This window comes from Pseudomonas sp. SMN5, from assembly GCF_052041925.1.
Lineage (GTDB): Bacteria > Pseudomonadota > Gammaproteobacteria > Pseudomonadales > Pseudomonadaceae > Aquipseudomonas.
Genome location: NZ_JBKGGX010000009.1, coordinates 160,727 through 175,425, shown reverse-complemented (window position 1 = coordinate 175,425; position 14,699 = coordinate 160,727). Strand labels below are relative to the sequence as shown.

Here is a 14,699-nt window from a genome sequence, read left to right as displayed (position 1 = left end):
TCCTGATTGGAACCTCATGCACGAAAACCTCTATGTGTCGGTGCTGATTCCGGCAAAAAACGAAGCCGGCAATCTCGTCCCTCTACTGGAAGAAGTCCGTGCCGCGCTAGCCGGCGAGGCCTTTGAAGTCATCGTGGTCAATGATGGCAGCACCGACGCCACCGCCGCTGAGCTGCGCGCCTTGCAAGACAGCGGCTATGGACAATTGCGCGTGCTCAGTCATGCTCGATCACTGGGGCAAAGCACTTCCATTTACCACGCCGCCAAGGTGGCGCGGGGGCACTGGCTGGCGACGCTCGACGGCGACGGTCAAAACGATCCGGCCGACTTACCGAAAATGCTGGAATTGGTCCGCGGTTCCGAAGGCCAGCCTGACGGCGTCAAGCTGGTGGCGGGGCATCGTGTCAACCGGCGGGACACGGCGAGCAAGCGTTGGGCCTCGCGATTCGCCAACAGACTGCGGGCCAGCCTACTCAAAGACCAGACACCTGACACCGGCTGCGGCATCAAGCTGATCGAGCGCGAAGCGTTCCTGCGTCTGCCGTACTTCGACCATATGCATCGCTTTATCCCCGCGCTGATCCGTCGACACAACGGGCGGATGCTGGTGCAACCGGTGAATCACCGCGAGCGAGGCGCCGGGGTTTCCAACTACGGCAACCTCGACCGGGCCCTGGTTGGGATTCTCGATCTGTTCGGGGTGTGGTGGTTGATCAAGCGCACCCGTCTGGACGTCAACGTACAGGAAATCGAGGTCTGACATGGGCAGAGAATCCTTATGGCTGGTAGTTGGGTTCGGCGGCCAGTTGGCCTTTACCGGACGTTTCGCCTTGCAATGGCTGTACAGCGAATACAAGAAGCGCAGCTTGATCCCGGTCGGCTTCTGGTACCTGAGTATCATCGGCAGCGCGTTGCTGTTGGCCTATGCCATCTACCGTCAAGACCCGGTGTTCATTCTCGGTCAATCCTTCGGGTTCATCGTCTACCTGCGCAACCTGCAATTGATCGCCAAGCAGCATGAGCGCGCGGGCGGTGAACTGGATAGCAAGGACTGATTCGGTGCGGATACGACTGTCCAGCTCGCGTCTGGAACTGCTGGCGCTGGTGCTGTTGGCGCTGGCCCTGGTGGGAGCCGGTCTTGGCTGGCGGCAGCCGATGAACGTCGATGAGGAGCGTTTTCTTGGCGTCGCCCTGGAAATGCTGCAAGACGGCTCATGGTTCATCCCCCATCGCGCCGGGGAAATCTATGCAGACAAACCACCGCTGTTCATGTGGGCCGTGGCGCTGTTCGTACAAGTGACCCAGCTGCCAAAAATTGCCTTGTACTTGCCCGCCCTGATCGCCGGCGCAGTGACGACTGGTTGCCTGTATGACCTGGGGCGCCGCTTGTGGGGCCGGCGCGTCGGGGTGATCGCGGCGCTGTTGTTCCTGGCGACCTACCAGACCTACAGCATCCTGCGGACTGGACAGATCGATGGCTTTCTCGCGCTCTGGACCATCCTGGCAATCTACGGCCTGTGCCGACACCTTTTGCTGGGGCCGCACTGGCGCTGGTATTACCTGGCCTGTGGTGCGATGGGGTTGGGCGTCATCAGCAAGGGCGTGGGTTTTTTACCGGTGCTGATGCTGATTCCCTACGCCTATGCCGTGCGCAAAGGCTGGACGGGCGTGGTGGCCATGCCGGGCAAGGGCGGTGCCTGGTGGTCGGGGCTGGGGGTGGCGCTGCTCGCCATCGCGCTCTGGCTCGGGCCGTTGCTGGCGGTCGTCGGGCAGGGCAGTCCTGACAGCCTGGCGTACATCCAGGAAATCCTGTTCAAGCAGACCGCCGGACGTTATGCCAATGCCTGGGAACACCGCGAGCCTTTCTGGTATTTCTTCGTCCAAGTGATCCCCAAGTACTGGTTGCCGATTCTGTTCATGCTGCCGTGGCTGCTACCGGCCTGGCGCAAACAATTGGTCAAGCACGACGGTCGCGTACTGGTCCTGCTCGGTTGGGTGGTGCTGGTGCTGCTGTTTTTCAGCCTGAGCAGCGGCAAGCGCAAGTTGTACATCTTCCCGGCATTACCCGCCCTGGTGCTGGCCGCGGCGCCTCTGGTGCCCTGGTTGCTGCGCCGCTGGTTCCGCCAGCGAGCGCGAGGCCGGGCGATATTCTCGATACTGACCGTGCTGTGGTTGGGCGCCTGGTTTGTCCGTGGTTTCGCCGAGCCGCACAAGGAGGGCACCAACCCCCACGAAACGCTGATGGGTGAAGTGGCCCGGCTGACGACGCATTCGCAACTGGTGCTGGTGGGCTGGCGGGAGGGGCATTGGTTGTTCGCCCGGCAGCCCCTGGTCCATTTCGGCTTTTACAACCGCCAATCGCTGGAACAATCGGCCCGCTGGCTGCGCAGCCATCCGCAGGCCTATGCCCTGGTGCCGGGCAGGGACATGGCGCGATGTTATGACCCGCAGAAGGCGCGCCGTGTCGGGCATACCTCACGGGCCGAATGGTTCCTGGTCGGGGCCGATGCCGACAACCTGGCCTGCCAGCCTTCGGCGCCGCAGAAGGTTTATTCGTTTGCCTGGAAACAACCGTTGCCGTAGCTTGCAGTAGCGCTCTTGAGGCCCACATCAGCAAACTCGGGCCGGCGAGAATTGGCCTAGGCAAGGGCTGTAGGTCTTTCGGTCGCCGGCCGTGGGATTGTTCCTTATCTCCAAAACCGTGCGTTTTAAGCTCTATCCCATCCTGCTTCTTGTCACCTACATTGGGTCCGCCCCAATCGTAGTTTCAGGAGACAGAGCATTAGGATGAATAACCCTACGGAAAAGCAGCGAAGGCATTTGTCTTCACGATCCCGACGGGCCAGTGGGCAACGTCTGAAGGCCACGCTGGAGGAATATGCCATATCTCACGCAGGCTTCTCGGAGCTGCTTCGCATCAGCCCGCAGTGCCTGGCGAATTGGTTCGCTCGCGGCATCCCCAAAACGCGTATGGAGCAATTGGCTCGCTTGCTCAGCGTGCCTGAAGTGTGGCTGGCGACAGGGGAGAGCGCCTCTTGCGTGACCGAGGCTCCCGAGAGAGCCATGACGTAGTTGGCTGCTCGTTGGCTGCGCAGTTGAGCTTTGATGGACGTAGAGCGCAGGGGCTGGCGTTGTCTCCTGGCGCATATTTCTCACACGAGTGTCGCGAGCGCATGCCTTGGATTTGAGTAAAGCCGAGCATATCGGATGTTCGATAACGGAAGCGTCTGCCAAACCCATCTTGCCTGAATCAATTCCTATGATTGACACATGGCATACGCGATCGATACACCATCGCTGGCCAATTCCAGAAAACCTAGAAATGCGTTGTGATGAATTTAAGGCTACTGCCCGCAAGCGCCGTATAACGTATGCGCTCACTCAGTAAACCCTCCTCACTTTCCTTGATATGCCCTATGAAACTGAAGCTGGAGTTCGGCTGGCGGCGCTTCGGCCAAGTTCCCATAGCGCTGCACAAATACTCGATAAAGACCACTTTCAAGTTTTATACGAACCAAGTCGGCATTTAAATTTCCGCTCCCCCACGAGGTCAATTTTGGATGGGTGACTTGCTGGTTCAACATCTCTTTTCCGCTGGAGATTTCATTAATGCGGATCTGAAAAACAAAGGGGGAACCCGGCTCTTGCCATAAGCCGTCCTTGAGGGAATCACCTCCTGCAAGCGTCCAAGCTTTTCTCCGTTCCACACCGTCTACGTATGGGTAGCTCAGAGACACGGTGTAGGTGTCAGGTTTGCTTACGCGTACCACTAAGTTGGTCGTGCTTACTGGGCCATCGATTTTGAGCGGCACGCCATAGGATGGGGAACGGTCGGCAGCCTGCAGCGCGGCTATCAGCGCGACAATGACGATTAAGAGCCCCAAAAGCGCTAGTACACCGACTAGTAATTTCCTAAGCAAAGCAAGCCTCCATGCACACACGTGCAGGGGTCAATATATCTGGATATCGTTAAATAAGGAAAACACGCACCGCGTGATTAAACAGCCGTCCACTTTTGCGGCAGCAGCTCGTTAATCTCACTCGCACGCTGCGTCGGCAGCCGCGTCAGCACATCTTTGAGATAGGCATACGGATCATGCCCGTTCATGCGCGCCGACTGGATCAAGCTCATGATCGCCGCCGCCCGTTTACCGCTGCGCAGCGATCTACCGAAGAGCCAGTTCGACCTACCGAGCGCCCACGGCCTGATCTTATTCTCGACCGCTTTGTTATCGATAGGTACAGCCCCATCATCCAGGTAGCGCGTCAGCGCTACCCAGCGTTTCAGGCTGTAATCCAGTGCCTTGGCCGTAGCCGATCCCTCGGGCACAAGTGCACGCTGGGCCAGCATCCACTCGTGTAACTTTTCTGCGATAGGCACCGTCATTTCCTGGCGTAATCGCCAGCGCTCTTCATCGCTCATATCCTTGGCCTGCCGTTCGACTTCGTACAAGCCGCCGATGGAGTGCAGCGCCTGTTCGGCCAACTGGCTTTTGTTCGCCACATGCAGGTCGAAATTTTACGCCGGGCATGGGCCATACAGCCGATTTCGGTGATGCCCTGCTCAAAGCCAGCTTTGTAGCCCGCGAAGTCATCGCAAACCAGCTTGCCGTTCCAGGTGCCCAGGAAGTTGCGCGCATGTTCACCAGCACGGCTGGGGCTGAAGTCGTACACCACCGCGTTCAGTGCTGAGAACGGTGTCGTGCTGTAGGCCCATACGTACGCTCGATGTGTTTTCTTTTCGCCCGGGGCCAACATTTGCACCGGTGTTTCGTCGGCATGGACGACTCGCTGGGCCAACACGGCTTCGCGCAGTGCATCTACCAGCGGTTGCAGTTGCACGCGGGTTTGGCCGACCCATTGAGCCAGCGTTGAACGCGGGATCGCTAGGCCGGCACGGCCGAAGATCTTTTCCTGCCGGTACAGCGGCAGGTGGTCGGCGAACTTGACCACCATCACGTGGGCCAGCAAGCCGGCGGTGGGGATGCCCTTGACGATCATCTGTGCCGGTACCGGTGCCTGGATCAGTGTTTCGCACTGATGGCAGGCCCACTTGCCACGCACATGCTGCTCGACCGTGAACACGCCAGGCGTGTAATCCAACTTCTCGCTGACGTCTTCGCCGATGCGTTGAAGCTGGCAGCCGCATAAGCATTTGGTGTTCTCAGGCTCGTGATGAATGACGGTACGCGGAAACTGCGGCGGCGACGGCGCGCGCTTGGGTTGTTGGCGTGGTTCGTCCGGTGCCGGGGCGGGACGAAGTACTTTCAACTCGGCGTCGATGGCTTCGAGGTCAGTGCTGAGCAAGTCATCCAGCAAGCTGCCTTGCGGATCTGGCGCTGGCAGACGTCTCTTCGTTGCGCCGGCAGATTGGTGTGGTGTTGCAGGACAACATGCTGTTCGCTCGTAGCATCCGTGAAAACATCGCACTTGCCGATCCAGGCGTACCACTGGAGAAGGTTATCCAAGTAGCCAAGCTCGCGGGCGCCCACGAGTTCATCCTGGAGCTTCCAGAGGGATATGACACCGTGGTGGGTGAGCATGGTGCCTCGCTGTCCGGTGGTCAGCGGCAGCGGGTCGCCATTGCTCGCGCACTGATGGGTAACCCCAGGATCCTGATTTTCGACGAAGCCACCAGCGCACTCGACTATGAGTCGGAGCGCGTTGTGCAGCAGAACATGAAGGACATCTGCAAGGGGCGCACGGTCATCATCATTGCCCACCGGCTCTCAGCTGTGCGGGATGCCAATCGCATTGTGGTGGTAGACCGCGGCCAGATTGTGGCGCAGGGCAGTCATGCCGAACTCTTGAGCCACCAGGCTGGGCATTACTCAAGTTTGTATCGTTTGCAGCAAGGAGCCAGCAATGTCTAACGCTGAAACGACAGGCTTACTACGGCGGTACCGGCACGTCTTGCGCGAATCCTGGAGAGCCCGCCGAAGTATGGATGCGCCGAAGCGCCTGGCTCATGAAATTCAGTTTTTGCCCGCTTCTCTTGAACTACAGGAGCGTCCGACACATCCGGCACCTCGGGTGTTCATGTGGGCAATTATGGGTTTCGCTGCATTAGCCTTGGCCTGGGCGTGTATTGGTACGATCGATGTCGTGGCGACCGCTACCGGCAAGATCATTCCCAGTGGCAAGAGCAAGGTTATTCAATCCAGTGAAACGGCTGTAGTCAAAGCCATTCATGTCCACGATGGTCAGACAGTAAAAGCCGGTGAGTTGTTGTTGGAGCTGGACTCTACTGCCGCAGAGGCTGAAGTGGGCCGCGTGCAAAGCGACCTGTTAGCCGCTCGAATCGACAGCGTTCGGGCAATTGCCATGCTTGATGCTATTGATCAACAGCGATCGCCAAGAACGTTGAACGGTGCGATTCCGGGTGCGGATCCCGACCACGTGTTGGCTGCGGAGCGCTGGCTGCAAGGTCAGTACCAAGAGTACCGCAGCGGATTGGAGACCGCTGAAGCCGAGATCGCTCAGCGCCAAGCCGACATACAGTCGGCCCGGGGCCAAGTCGCCAGTTTTCAGAAGACCCTACCCATCGTTGCGAAGCTCGCGGGTGACTACCAGCATCTTCTAGAGAAGCAATGCATCGCTCGCCATGCCTAACTGGAAATGGAACAGGCGAGGTTGGACATTCAACGACAGTTGAGTGTGCAACGAGCCAGCTTGTTGCAGTCGTCAGCGGCGCGGCAGGAGGCTGAACGCAGAAGAGCTGGCGTGGTGGCCCAAACCCGACGGTCTATGCTGGATTTGTTACAGCAAGCAGATCAGAAGGTGGCTTCTTTGAAGCAGGACTTTGCCAAAGCTGAATATCAGGATGGGTTGACGACACTGGAGGCACCAGTAGATGGGACGGTGCAGCAGTTGAATGTACATACGGTGGGCGGAGTCGTGACGCCGGCGCAGCCGCTATTGACGATCGTACCTACGGGGCAGCCGGTTGAGGTTGAAGCTGTATTTGAAAATAAAGATGTTGGGTTTGTGCATCCGGGGCAGGCCGTCACTGTAAAGGTCGAAACATTTACATTTACCAAATACGGAGCGGTTGCCGGTGAAGTCCTAAGTATTTCTGATGACGCTGTGGAAGACGAAAAACGAGGTTTGATTTACAGCGGTAAGATACGGCTTGGGTCGGATCATTTAACGGTGAAAGGACAAAATATAAAGTTGTTGCCTGGCATGGCGGTCACTGCGGAAGTAAAAACGGATCAGCGTAGAGTGATTGAGTATTTCTTAAGTCCATTGCAGATTGCTACTAGTTAGAGCTTGCGTGAGCGTTGAGTAAAATGCCTATAGCATGCTTTGTATCTAGCAGAAGATTGGAATATATACTTGGATCTGTTTCAAAATAGTTGGGATACGATGCATAAACACATATTACCTGCTAGGCTAAACTGCGGTAAATCTGCTTTGTGATTTTTAACTATAAAGCAAAAAGTTTGATATGGATTTTTCTGAGGAGTGAGAGGTTTTATGAAAAGAATATTTTTTTGCAGTGTCGCTATGTTTTCATCGCTCAGTTATGCGGGTGAGCCTATTGTGGATAAGGACGCTTTTGAAAGCAGTTACGTGAAGTGCATAGAGTCCGAGTTTTCCGGCAGATGTTGGTCAAAAATATTTTCAGGGCATTTTGCTCCTTGGATAAAACAAGAGGCGGAGTTGCTAGAAAAGAGCGAAGCGGCATACACCAATTGGCTGGGGGAGCAAAAAACTTACAAGGTTCATCGCGGTATTAAGGAGATAAAAGGCGAGATATTTGACAATCGCTCGTATTTGATCGAACGAGATGACGGGGTAGTAGTAGGGTTGTGGATTACCTTTCGAGAAGTAAAAGGTCGGTGGTTTCTGTCTAATAGCCGGTGAATACACCGATGATCTGTTTGCCACCTCGCAGCCGTCTGATGCCACGAAGCTCATGGCGGTGTTGGATCAGATTAATGGGCGCTGGGGGAGGGGGACGCTACGAACCGCTAGCGTGCCTGTTGATCCTGACTGGGGGATGCGTCGGGAAATGATGAGCCAGAGCTATACGACCAAGCTGGGTGAGCTGTGGCGGGTTCATTGTTAGTGAGAAATTTACCCTGCATCCACAGGGCTGGTAGCTTCTGCGTTACGAGAACTGTCCGCTGGGCGAGGTCGGCCATCGGCTTCCGATCGCGAGCGACCGCTTTCGGCCAGAAGCGGACAGTGGCCGAAGGATGCTTGATACCGCCAACAGCTAAAGAACTCACTAAAGCTTCCTCAGGCCTAGCCGATAGTCATTAATAGATTTCGATTTTTTAGGCGTGCTGCAAAGCTCAGAAATAGTCAAGGAAACGTATGAGTAGCGTAACGTCATTATTTATTCATGAGCGCGTTGCCAGTTAGTTGGCAGACCCTGCGCTCAATACAGAAATGGTGTCTTGGAACTCAAAAAATTCTGGCAATAGGTTTTCTCTCAATATAAGTACTCTATTTCCCAGAGGCGCTACAGAGGGTGTTCATACAAATGGGCGATGAGCACTGAAGATTTGGAGTATAAATGCCGACACCATTAATGCGAAGCGCAAGAGCATATCTTCTATCATTCGATGGCGTGGATGATGAGCTGATCGATATCCATCTGTTTGAGTGGAAAGTAGGAAAGAAAACGTCAATTCCCAAGCTATATCGCTCAATGCTAAACCATGCAAAAAATCGACAGTCGATGCCTAATACCATTGGCGACATCGAAAAACTTTCCGAGATACTTTTCGAGTTTAATCCAGCTAAGGTTATTGACGCATACGACAATCATTTTGACTTGATTGATGCAATCAAGAAGGCCAACGTAAAAACGCCGGTAGAAATTGACAAAAATAACAATCGCAGCCACTGGTCTATATACTTAAAATCCGCAATATCTTCGGCAAAGTTTCTCGCCTCTTTCAAGAAAGCTGATGAATTCCATGATTTTGTAGAGTCATTCTATGGGAGCTCATACTCCCGACTTGCACTGCCACTTTTATTGAAAGAAGAAATAGAGGGCTTTGGCTTCGCTCTGTCATGTGACTTTTTGAAAGAGAATGGGTACTCGGGTTTCGCCAAGCCAGACACGCATATAAATGATATTTGTCGTGCTGTCGGAATAAGCTCGGCCAAGACTGACTTCGGGGTTTTCAAAGACATCATCGCATACTGCACCGCGCAGAATATTGTGCCTTATGAATTTGATAAACTTATGTGGTTAGTTGGAAGCGGAAATTTCTATCTGGCTGATCTCAAAATTAAAACTAAAAAACATGACTTCATTAATAGCTATAAAGATTCAGCTGCCGCAAAACAAAAGCGATCTGCACTTTAAGTTTATAGATCTGCCTCTATACTTTCGAGCTGTTCAACGGGATACCGACCTGTAGCGGACGATACACACGAGGCTGAGGAGAACCGATGTACACAGTGACCGTCGTTCGCGAACGGCCCGACTTCAGGTGCTTCCTGGATCTGTTATATGGCCCTGGGCGAAACGTAGACACAGAGGGTAATTCATACCCTGTGAACAGCCGCTCCTGGACATGTCTGTATGTGAAAGACAGGGAGAGCGATGACCCTTGCATAGAAATCCAAGCGAGCGAGGTAGATGACTCTAGGTTTACCGTGCAGTCCGACTCGTCGAGGCTGGAGGCGCTGTGTGCATTGTACCTGTACCTGACCTGTGGTGGGGCGATCTCCTCCTCAGATCAGGCGCTTGATAAAGCTGCCATCGAGATGTTGTGCGACAGATATTCCGTCGAACTCAGCCGGGCGCATGGTTCTATTTGGCACCAGTCGACAGATGAAGCGCCTTATCCACAGGAGTGAACGACGGCTTGTTTCGGTGCGCGGCAAACGTCCGCTTTTGGCCGAAAGCTGCCGCACCAGGTGGCCCGCTTTCCGCCAAAAATGGACATCAGTATTGAGGCCACTTTCGACCGAACGAGATCAGTTATGTCAGTCCCCAACAGCGTGTCGATACCATCTGACTTGTCGTGCACCCCGAACCGATCCACTAGGGTAGCGGTTGCCCGGTTCATTCCGATGATATCGACTTGAACGCCTCCACGACGAAGCTTGAGAACGACCTTGTCCAGCGGAGCGACTGCCGTAATGTCCTAGAAGTGAGCCTCGCGAAAATCTGTCGTAAGCGCCTCAAGCTTTTCATTGACGTCGAAAGCGTTGGCAAATCGTTCAGCTGAACTGAAGAACACCCGCCCGACCAAACCGTCGGACACCCCGAGAATCCCTCAAAAAACAATGCATACAACGTTGCATTCAATTGTGACGGCTCGTATCCTGACCGCGCGAATAGGCGGTATTCATTTCGCGTGTGGAGCGCTTTGACCGGGTCTTCCCGGCCTCAAGGTGACTCAGGCATAACAAAGTCAGGAGGTCATGTGCGTCCCATCGTCGTGGTTGGTGCCGGAATTATCGGAACCGTCATTGCATACCAGCTCCAGCGTCGGGGCAAAAAGGTTGTGCTCCTGGACAAAAGCGAACCCGGTCTGGGCGCCTCTTTCGGGAACATGGCAAGTATTGCCGTGACTGAATTCATGCCTGCGTCCCGCCCGGGTGTTTGGGCACAGATGCCAAAGTGGCTGCTGGATCCCGAAGGCCCGATCTGTGTACGCCCCGGCTACATGCTCAAACTCCTGCCGTGGTTTCTTCGATTTCTGGCGGCTAGCCGGCCATCTAAAGTGCGAGAGCTCGAAGCTGCGGGGGCCGTGCTTTGTTCGCGCGTTCATGAGGATCTGGCGGAGCTGCTTAAAACATCGGGACTCGAGCACATGATGAGTGCCGAGGGCTGCTTGAGCCTCTACACCGATGAAGCCGAATACCGTGCTGACAGGGAACACATCGCCGTGCTCGAGCGCTTTGGATTTGATCATCAAGTGCTGGATGCAGATGCGCTGCGCGCGCTTGAACCTGCCTTGGGCCACCAGATCGGCAAGGCGGTTCTGTTTCCGCAAAACCGGTCAATTTCCGATCCGCACAAGCTGGTTTCAAGTCTGGTGGAGAAATTCAAGGCTCTGGGCGGAGAGGTTCGACAGGGCGAGGTCGTGAGTTTCGATCAAAACCCGCAGCGCGTATCGGGCTTGCATCTCAAAGACGGGCGCTTTCTTGAGGCAGAATCCATCGTGCTCGCCGCGGGCGCTTACACCGCCCGACTGTCCTCACTCATTGGAGAGCCCATCCCGCTCGAAACCGAACGGGGATATCACACCCAAGTGATGGCGCCAGGCATTTCCATGCGCCATTCGATCATATGGCCAGCGAAAGCGTTCATGGTCACGCCCACAGCAGGGGGCATTCGCATTGGCGGGACGGTTGAGATGGCCGGGCTGGATGCAGCGCCCAACTATCGTCGTGCTCAGGTCCTGGTCAAGCGCGCCAAGGAAGCGCTCCCCGATCTCCAGGTGCAGGACACCACCGAGTGGATGGGCCATCGACCTGCGATGCCGGACACGGTGCCCGTCATGGGGAGATCCGCTACGCGCAGTAATGTCTGGTACGCCTGCGGACACGGCCATTTAGGCCTCACCTATGCCGCAACGACCGGGCGATTGATCGCTGATCTCATGACCGGCCAAACACCTCCTGTCGACATGACCCCCTATCGAGTCAACCGATTCTGATCCGTTCGGCTGGATGGCGAAGTCTTGATTAACACGTGACGAATGGGGAGAAAAACATGACATTGGCAGACGATCTGGCGACGTTGATTCGTCAGGAACAAGTGCTCGTATTCGAGAGCTTCGATGAAAATATTGCCTGGCAGCTCGGCGCTCAGTTGCAGGAGCAGGCAATGTCCGAAGATTGGCCCCTGGTGATCGACATCAGAAGATTCGACCGGCCTCTGTTCTTTTCGGCCAGGCCGGGCGTGACGTCCGATAACCTTGACTGGGTACGGCGCAAGAACAACACCGTGCAGCGTTTTCTGCGCAGCTCCTATCGGCTGACCCATCAGTTGGCGATCGAAGGTCTGGGTATCCAGGAGCGTTATCACCTGTCACCTGCCGACTACGCGGACTGCGGGGGAGGTTTCCCGATCATCGTCCGGGGGGCTGGGGTCATTGGCAGTGTGACGGTGTCGGGATTACCGGACCGCAAGGATCATCAAATCATCGTCGACGCACTGTGTCTGATGCTCGGTCACGATTGCTATGACCTGTCCCTGCCGCCAGAGAGCGCGTTTTTCACCGATTGAATGCCGTCCACCGGCGAGTTCCCACGCTCCTTTACCGCCGGTGATGCACGCCACTTCCGATGACGATCTCAGGGCGGGTGCAGAGCCTGATATGCCATACAGCGCGTGCAAGGGCAGTTTCAAAACCATCCCTTGTCGGTGTTAAAGTGACGCGCAGTGCGCCGTTACCCGCCGAGAATGAGACCCGATGAGCAAAGACACCGTAGAACCTGTCGCCAAGCGCCATGGCGGCCGTTACATTTACGAGGAACTGCGTAAACAGATTCTCACGCTGAAACTCAAACCCGGCGTGCCGTTGGATGAGGTATCGCTGGCCGCACAGTTTGGTTTGTCGCGATCGCCCGTGAGAGATGCATTGGCACGATTGATCAGCGAAGGTCTGGTCACCATCCTGCCCAACCGCACGACGCTGGTCACGCCATTCGAGATCGAAGAGTTCCCTAATTACGTATCGGCGCTGGATCTCATCCAGCGCGCTGTGACGCGCCTGGCGGCGATAAACCGGACAGATGAAGACCTGGCGAAAATTCGCGCGGCGGACGTGGCATACCTCGACGCAGTGCGCAGTGGCGACTTTCAAGCCATGTCCGAAATGAACAAATCATTCCACATGGCTATCGCCGAGGCAGGTCGTAATCCCTACTTCATCAGCTATTACGAGAAGCTGTTGGGGGAAGGGCAGCGGTTGCTGCACCTGCACTTTGACTACATCGTCAGCGCTGAAAACAGCTCCACCCAGCTGGGCCGCGATCATGATGAAATCATCGAAGCGATCGCCGCGCGCAACGCGGATCGAGCCGAACAAACTGCCCATGAACACACGATGCTCTTCCAGCGTCGCTTTCTGGCCTACCTTCAGCAAAACCTGACGCGCGCCATCTCCGTGAAGTAGGCGCGCAACGTGGAACAGACGGCAATCAGGCGACCGCTTGGGCTCCTGTGATTTCCACCAGTGACCCACACATGAACGCCGCTTCATCCGAGGCCAGAAAAGCCACCAGCGCCGCGACTTCCTCGGGCTTGCCTATCCTGCCCAAGGGAACCCTTTGATCCAGGTCGGCGATCGTGCGGCCGGATCTGCGCACGCCCGCTTCAAGCATGGGCGTATGAATTTCGCCCGGGCAGACTGCGTTGACCCGGATGTTATGGGGCGCATAGTCGCGGGCCAGGTTCTGCGTGAACGAAGCCACTGCAGCCTTCGTGACGTTATAGGCGATATGGCCGGGAGCGGGGTGCAAACCCCATTGAGACGCGGTGTTGACGATTGAGCCTGAACCTGCGTCCATCATGATCGGCAGCACGGCCCGGCACAGATGAAACATCGAGTCCAGGTTGACGGCAAAACTGGTTTGCCAATCCTCTTCTGTTATCGCAAGCAGGTTACCCCTGCGATTGATACCTGCGTTATTGACCAGCACATCGATCTGGCCCAACTGCCCGGACACGTCATGGATCAACGTGCGACAAGCGTTTGCATCTGCGATATCGGCCTCGAACGCGAAGGCTCGTCCGCCGGCGGCTCGAAGCTCGCCAGCCAACGCCTCCAGTGCTGGCGCATTCATGTCGCTCACGGCGACCGTTGCCCCCTCCATGGCGAATCGCGTGGCGATGGCGCTGCCAATACCGCCGGCAGCGCCGGTGACGATGACGGTTTTTCCTTTGAATCTGCTCATGAATGGCTTTCCTCGGAAGTCGTTGGGAAAAGCTGGCAGCCCGCCAGTCCGCAGACCTGATCAGGATTCACGCGATGGACATCCGTGCGGTCAGGTTCTGTTGCATGTAATCCAGAAAACGACGCTGGAAGAGCATCGTGTGCTCATGCGCGGCCGCTTCAGCAGCGTCTGCGTCACGGGCCGCAATGGCTGCGATGATCTCGTCATGGTCACGGCCTAGCCTGTGAGTGTTGGCGGAGCTCACCACATGGTCGAAGTGCAGATGCAGCAGGCGCTGTCCCTCACCCAACAGCCGCTCGTAATAGGTAATGAAGTAAGGATTGCGTCCGGCATGAGCAATCGCCATGTGAAACGCCTTGTTCAGCTCCGACATGGCCTGGAAATCGCCCGTCGTCACTGCGTTCAGATAAGCCGCATCGGCGTCGCGAATGGCTTGGAGATCGTCCGGTCGGTGCTGGGTGGCGGCCAGGCGACTCACGGTACGCTGGATGAGATCGAGAGCGGATACATAGTTAGGAAACTCTTCGATCTCGAACGGCGTCACCAACGTCGTGCGGTTCGGGAGTATGACCACAAGCCCCTCAGTGATCAGGCGTGCCAACGCGTCCCGTACCGGTGAGCGAGACAGCCCGAACTGCGCGGCCAGGGATACTTCATCGAGCTGCACCCCCGGCTTGAGCTTCAGCGTAAGAATCTGCTTGCGCAGTTCCTCGTATATGTACCTGCCACCGTGGCGGCGCGGGCCCGCGTCGTCTTCGTTATCTTTTGTCATCATCAGGCCTCATGGAGTCTGGTCGTGAGTATACAGACCAGACCCT

The 14,699-nt window shown here is 56.0% G+C and carries 11 protein-coding genes and 5 pseudogenes; 11 read left to right on the top strand and 5 right to left on the bottom strand.

Going from position 1 to position 14,699, the window contains the following annotated elements:
• Window positions 1-16 precede the first annotated feature (16 nt).
• Genes ACLEJR_RS11580 through ACLEJR_RS11570 form a run of 3 tightly spaced genes read left to right on the top strand, consistent with a single transcriptional unit; the run spans window position 17 to window position 2,583 of the window.
• Window positions 17-760, top strand: a complete 744-nt coding sequence (locus ACLEJR_RS11580) for a glycosyltransferase family 2 protein (RefSeq protein ID WP_440814038.1) — start codon at window positions 17-19, stop codon at window positions 758-760.
• 1 nt (window position 761) lies between these two features.
• Window positions 762-1,055, top strand: coding sequence for a lipid-A-disaccharide synthase N-terminal domain-containing protein (locus tag ACLEJR_RS11575; RefSeq protein ID WP_440814035.1), 294 nt, complete (start codon window positions 762-764; stop codon window positions 1,053-1,055).
• Window positions 1,018-2,583, top strand: a complete 1,566-nt coding sequence (locus ACLEJR_RS11570; protein WP_440814034.1) for an ArnT family glycosyltransferase — start codon at window positions 1,018-1,020, stop codon at window positions 2,581-2,583. Before ACLEJR_RS11575 ends, ACLEJR_RS11570 begins: the two co-directional genes overlap by 38 nt.
• Window positions 2,584-3,395: 812 nt before the next feature.
• Here ACLEJR_RS11570 and ACLEJR_RS11565 read toward each other — a convergent pair.
• Complete coding sequence (locus tag ACLEJR_RS11565; RefSeq protein WP_440814031.1) at window positions 3,396-3,920, bottom strand: hypothetical protein; 525 nt, start codon at window positions 3,918-3,920, stop codon at window positions 3,396-3,398.
• Window positions 3,921-3,997: 77 nt separating this feature from the next.
• Window positions 3,998-5,328, bottom strand: a pseudogene (tnpC, locus tag ACLEJR_RS11560) (IS66 family transposase); the annotation flags it as partial.
• Between the two features lie 2 nt (window positions 5,329-5,330).
• Here tnpC and ACLEJR_RS11555 point away from each other — a divergent pair.
• The 5 genes and pseudogenes from ACLEJR_RS11555 to ACLEJR_RS11535 all read left to right on the top strand — a co-directional run.
• Window positions 5,331-5,873: pseudogene (locus ACLEJR_RS11555) on the top strand (ATP-binding cassette domain-containing protein); the annotation flags it as partial.
• Window positions 5,866-7,269: pseudogene (locus ACLEJR_RS11550) on the top strand (HlyD family type I secretion periplasmic adaptor subunit). The pseudogenes ACLEJR_RS11555 and ACLEJR_RS11550, both read left to right, overlap by 8 nt.
• A 210-nt stretch (window positions 7,270-7,479) precedes the next feature.
• A complete protein-coding gene (locus ACLEJR_RS11545; RefSeq protein WP_440814029.1) occupies window positions 7,480-7,869 on the top strand; it encodes a hypothetical protein in 390 nt (129 codons plus the stop codon).
• Window positions 7,865-8,074: pseudogene (locus tag ACLEJR_RS11540) on the top strand (DUF4113 domain-containing protein); the annotation flags it as partial. The gene ACLEJR_RS11545 and the pseudogene ACLEJR_RS11540, both read left to right, overlap by 5 nt.
• A 453-nt stretch (window positions 8,075-8,527) precedes the next feature.
• Window positions 8,528-9,328, top strand: coding sequence for a hypothetical protein (locus ACLEJR_RS11535; RefSeq protein ID WP_440814027.1), 801 nt, complete (start codon window positions 8,528-8,530; stop codon window positions 9,326-9,328).
• Window positions 9,329-9,959: 631 nt separating this feature from the next.
• Here the strand turns inward: ACLEJR_RS11535 and ACLEJR_RS11530 are convergent.
• Window positions 9,960-10,223, bottom strand: a pseudogene (locus ACLEJR_RS11530) (STAS domain-containing protein); the annotation flags it as partial.
• Between the two features lie 174 nt (window positions 10,224-10,397).
• Here ACLEJR_RS11530 and ACLEJR_RS11525 point away from each other — a divergent pair.
• From ACLEJR_RS11525 to ACLEJR_RS11515, 3 genes are all read left to right on the top strand, one after another.
• Window positions 10,398-11,636 carry an NAD(P)/FAD-dependent oxidoreductase gene (locus tag ACLEJR_RS11525; protein ID WP_440814024.1) on the top strand — a complete coding sequence of 413 codons (1,239 nt, stop codon included), beginning with the start codon at window positions 10,398-10,400 and terminating at the stop codon, window positions 11,634-11,636.
• A gap of 56 nt (window positions 11,637-11,692) precedes the next feature.
• On the top strand, window positions 11,693-12,208 hold the full coding sequence (locus ACLEJR_RS11520; RefSeq protein ID WP_440814023.1) for a heme-degrading domain-containing protein: 516 nt from the start codon (window positions 11,693-11,695) through the stop codon (window positions 12,206-12,208).
• Between the two features lie 187 nt (window positions 12,209-12,395).
• Complete coding sequence (locus ACLEJR_RS11515; RefSeq protein ID WP_440814020.1) at window positions 12,396-13,100, top strand: GntR family transcriptional regulator; 705 nt, start codon at window positions 12,396-12,398, stop codon at window positions 13,098-13,100.
• A 25-nt stretch (window positions 13,101-13,125) separates the two neighbouring features.
• On the opposite strand, the gene ACLEJR_RS11510 is transcribed toward ACLEJR_RS11515, so the two are convergent.
• Window positions 13,126-13,881 carry an SDR family NAD(P)-dependent oxidoreductase gene (locus ACLEJR_RS11510; protein WP_440814019.1) on the bottom strand — a complete coding sequence of 252 codons (756 nt, stop codon included), beginning with the start codon at window positions 13,879-13,881 and terminating at the stop codon, window positions 13,126-13,128.
• Between the two features lie 67 nt (window positions 13,882-13,948).
• Window positions 13,949-14,656: a GntR family transcriptional regulator gene (locus tag ACLEJR_RS11505; RefSeq protein ID WP_280035148.1), complete on the bottom strand. Its 708-nt coding sequence runs from the start codon at window positions 14,654-14,656 to the stop codon at window positions 13,949-13,951.
• Window positions 14,657-14,699 lie beyond the last annotated feature (43 nt).

Excerpts from the sequence above, each read along its gene's own strand:
- ACLEJR_RS11570 (WP_440814034.1), top strand. The coding sequence starts at position 1,018 with ATGAGCGCGCGGGCGGTGAACTGGATAGCAAGGACTGATTCGGTGCGG.
- ACLEJR_RS11580 (WP_440814038.1), top strand. The coding sequence starts at position 17 with ATGCACGAAAACCTCTATGTGTCGGTGCTGATTCCGGCAAAAAACGAA.
- ACLEJR_RS11535 (WP_440814027.1), top strand. The coding sequence starts at position 8,528 with ATGCCGACACCATTAATGCGAAGCGCAAGAGCATATCTTCTATCATTC.
- ACLEJR_RS11520 (WP_440814023.1), top strand. The coding sequence starts at position 11,693 with ATGACATTGGCAGACGATCTGGCGACGTTGATTCGTCAGGAACAAGTG.
- ACLEJR_RS11510 (WP_440814019.1), bottom strand. The coding sequence starts at position 13,881 with ATGAGCAGATTCAAAGGAAAAACCGTCATCGTCACCGGCGCTGCCGGC.
- ACLEJR_RS11515 (WP_440814020.1), top strand. The coding sequence starts at position 12,396 with ATGAGCAAAGACACCGTAGAACCTGTCGCCAAGCGCCATGGCGGCCGT.
- ACLEJR_RS11545 (WP_440814029.1), top strand. The coding sequence starts at position 7,480 with ATGAAAAGAATATTTTTTTGCAGTGTCGCTATGTTTTCATCGCTCAGT.
- ACLEJR_RS11505 (WP_280035148.1), bottom strand. The coding sequence starts at position 14,656 with ATGATGACAAAAGATAACGAAGACGACGCGGGCCCGCGCCGCCACGGT.
- ACLEJR_RS11575 (WP_440814035.1), top strand. The coding sequence starts at position 762 with ATGGGCAGAGAATCCTTATGGCTGGTAGTTGGGTTCGGCGGCCAGTTG.